Below are 2,486 nucleotides of genomic sequence, written 5' to 3'. Positions count from 1 at the left end.
AATAATTATGCCAACTTCGGCGCGGTTCCCTGATGGGCGATCGCAACACTTTACATTTCCCCGGCGCGAGCTTTTTCAAAAAGCAATGTCGGCCGCTTTGTTATACCTTGTGCCATCTCCTCAACCAATTCTTTCTACTCTCAGCGGGCGACCGATGCCAGAGTTCAGAATGGGCGACCTAATCGAGATTGACTGGACAGGCGAATTCTGCGAGGACTTTACTGAATTCGGCGAGATTGTCGGTATCTGCTATCGCCCGGAGGATGGTTGGGTTTACTACATCAACTGGCTAAGTGGCACTAGCTCGGATGATTTTCAATACCCCTGCTTTGAAGGGGAACCCACTACGGGCGAAAGAATGAGGCTAGTTCGTCATGTCTAAGTCTCCCGTCTCTTTCCGCCGAATTGACCACTTAAAAACAGTCGCATACGCTTGCGGATTCTGCGACGACGACGCTCGGAAGTTCGGGAAGCTCACAAAAACTTCCACATGGGAAGCGCTTCTAAACCTGCACGGACTGGAGTTTGAGCCAAAGCCTGAAATACTCCCTGGCACCGTATCGCCCGCTAACAATATCCAACAAAACTCATCCTGCAACCTTTTGGAGTGGGTAGATTTTGGGCAAGCCTTCGCTCTGGCTCTTGCGTCGGTTGGCTTCGCTGTGTTGATTTTAGGTTTATTTCCCCGCATCAATCCCCTCAACTTACTCCCAGTAAAAATCACAATTCAGGTAGGTAAATAATGAGTTTACAGATGCGCTTATTCGGTGGCGGTCAAACTGACGCGGGCAAAAATGGTGGCTCGCTTGCCCTTAACGACGGTGGTCACAGCATTGATAAATCGACTGTACTGAAGGCGACCTCACCTGACGCTCTTAGTCCAATGAATCCCGGTAATTTTGCCTCTGGCGAGCGGTCAGTGCCAATCGTGCCAGCGCCCCGCTACTTTGACAAGGAAGAAGCGGCAGCAATGAAAACCCTCGCAGCCGAGAAAGAGAAGGGTGTAAAGTACGCAAAAAAGGCTTACACCGCCCTAGAACGGATTGAGGTGGCTGATACAAAAGTCCACCGTCGCCACCGCAAATATGAACGGGTACTGGCTACCAATGAACTGCAAAAAGTGACCTCTAATGCTGGACTGGCTAAGCACTTGCACGGTTTACGTCCTGGTTACGCAAAGGCTGGGGTCGGCATTGACAAGGCAGACAACAAGGCGCGCACTGCTATCGACGCTATTAAGGCGCAACTAACGGGAGGTTCCAACTAATGAAAGCGGCAAGCTTGGCAAACTACTTTATTGCCGGGTGCGCCGCTTCTTCCCTTCTGGGGTGGATAGCGTCGCTGCATCCGATGTCATTCCGAGCGATCGCATTTTTGGCAGCAGCAAGCTTCATTCTTTGGGGCTTGTGCTGGCTGCTTGATTTCTCTGTCAGTTCATGGCTCAAGATTCCCGTGGCTACCTTGCAGGCTTTATTGGTGGCAGCGCTGGCAATGGCTGTTATCGGCGCGGGGGTGCTGCTATGCAGTTGAAAATGTGGGTACTCACTGGCGCTGCTATCACGCTGTGGCTAGCTCCCCTAGTTGCCCTTGATAAGCGCATCGGCTGGCACAAATCTATGCAAGGGCTGTCGCTGTGCGGCGCTGTTGCTTGTGCGATCGGTGGCGGAAATATTGCCCGTAAGTTGGCTGACGCGGCTGAGATTGAAGCGCTGAAACTCAGGGCGGTTAAAGCTGACGTGGAGGATGAAATCGCTACGGAAGTATATGTAAGTCGCACTCAGAGGCAGCAGGAAGCAGAGGCACTTTTGGCTTCCCCAGAGGAAGACGTGGAAGAAGTGCGGGAGCGACTGGAAGCCTTGTATGATGCCAAATCCGAGAAAGTGGAAGTTGCACTTGCTACCACTACCGATACGTCCCTAGAGCTAGCTAAATCGTTGTATGCGGAAGTGGTAGTAGCACGGGAAGCAGGCAAAGCTAACACCTGGATTATTGAGAATATTCTCAAGATGAAGGGGCGAAAATTTGCAGAAGGTAAGGTGAAATTACAAGATTTAATCAACCAATTTGAGGGAGAGTCTAACAATGGCTGAACGAACACAACTGGTAAATATGCGCTTGACAGGGACGTTGCTGGAAATAGATGCAACCCTCACTACGCTTACAAACTGGGGTTGGCAGTGGGCGCAAGGTCAAAAATATAAGCCACGGGAGGAATACGGGCAATATGACTACTTGCTCGAAGCCGTAACCGCCCCGAAACCTGTCTCAAGCAAACCTGCCGAAGGGCAGCAATAACGTGGGCTGGGAGGGGGCTGGCTCACGGTCTGCCTCCCAGCCGCGCGTCCAACCGGGTTATGTGATACCCGGTACACACCTAAACAGCAAAAAGCAGCACAGCTTAGCACACAATGAGCAAGAATTTACTGCACTGATTCTGTGTATGTAGTCAAGTTTCCAAACCTAATAGGTTTGTAATGGTGTCAGAG

At 51.1% G+C, this 2,486-nt stretch carries 6 protein-coding genes; all 6 read left to right on the top strand.

The annotated features are described in order from the left end of the window. Positions 1-382: hypothetical protein (locus tag QUB30_RS33300; RefSeq protein ID WP_333342580.1), on the top strand; the 382-nt coding region annotated here is incomplete at its 5' end. After that, positions 375-743, top strand: a complete 369-nt coding sequence (locus tag QUB30_RS33295; RefSeq protein WP_333342578.1) for a hypothetical protein — start codon at positions 375-377, stop codon at positions 741-743. The genes QUB30_RS33300 and QUB30_RS33295, both read left to right, overlap by 8 nt. After that, the gene (locus QUB30_RS33290; protein WP_333342575.1) at positions 743-1,267 is read left to right on the top strand and encodes a hypothetical protein; all 525 of its coding nucleotides are present in this window, start codon (positions 743-745) and stop codon (positions 1,265-1,267) included. Before QUB30_RS33295 ends, QUB30_RS33290 begins: the two co-directional genes overlap by 1 nt. Next, positions 1,267-1,530, top strand: a complete 264-nt coding sequence (locus tag QUB30_RS33285; protein WP_333342572.1) for a hypothetical protein — start codon at positions 1,267-1,269, stop codon at positions 1,528-1,530. The genes QUB30_RS33290 and QUB30_RS33285 overlap by 1 nt, the downstream gene beginning before the upstream one ends. Beyond that, positions 1,521-2,090, top strand: a complete 570-nt coding sequence (locus QUB30_RS33280) for a hypothetical protein (RefSeq protein ID WP_333342569.1) — start codon at positions 1,521-1,523, stop codon at positions 2,088-2,090. The genes QUB30_RS33285 and QUB30_RS33280 overlap by 10 nt, the downstream gene beginning before the upstream one ends. Continuing rightward, positions 2,083-2,295, top strand: coding sequence for a hypothetical protein (locus QUB30_RS33275; protein ID WP_333342567.1), 213 nt, complete (start codon positions 2,083-2,085; stop codon positions 2,293-2,295). The genes QUB30_RS33280 and QUB30_RS33275 overlap by 8 nt, the downstream gene beginning before the upstream one ends. The last annotated feature ends 191 nt before the right edge of the window (positions 2,296-2,486 follow it).

Source organism: Microcoleus sp. BROC3 (assembly GCF_036702515.1).
In the GTDB taxonomy this organism is placed as follows: domain Bacteria; phylum Cyanobacteriota; class Cyanobacteriia; order Cyanobacteriales; family Microcoleaceae; genus Microcoleus.
The sequence above is the reverse complement of the archived record's forward strand: the minus strand, read 5'-3'. Positions and strand labels throughout refer to the sequence as shown.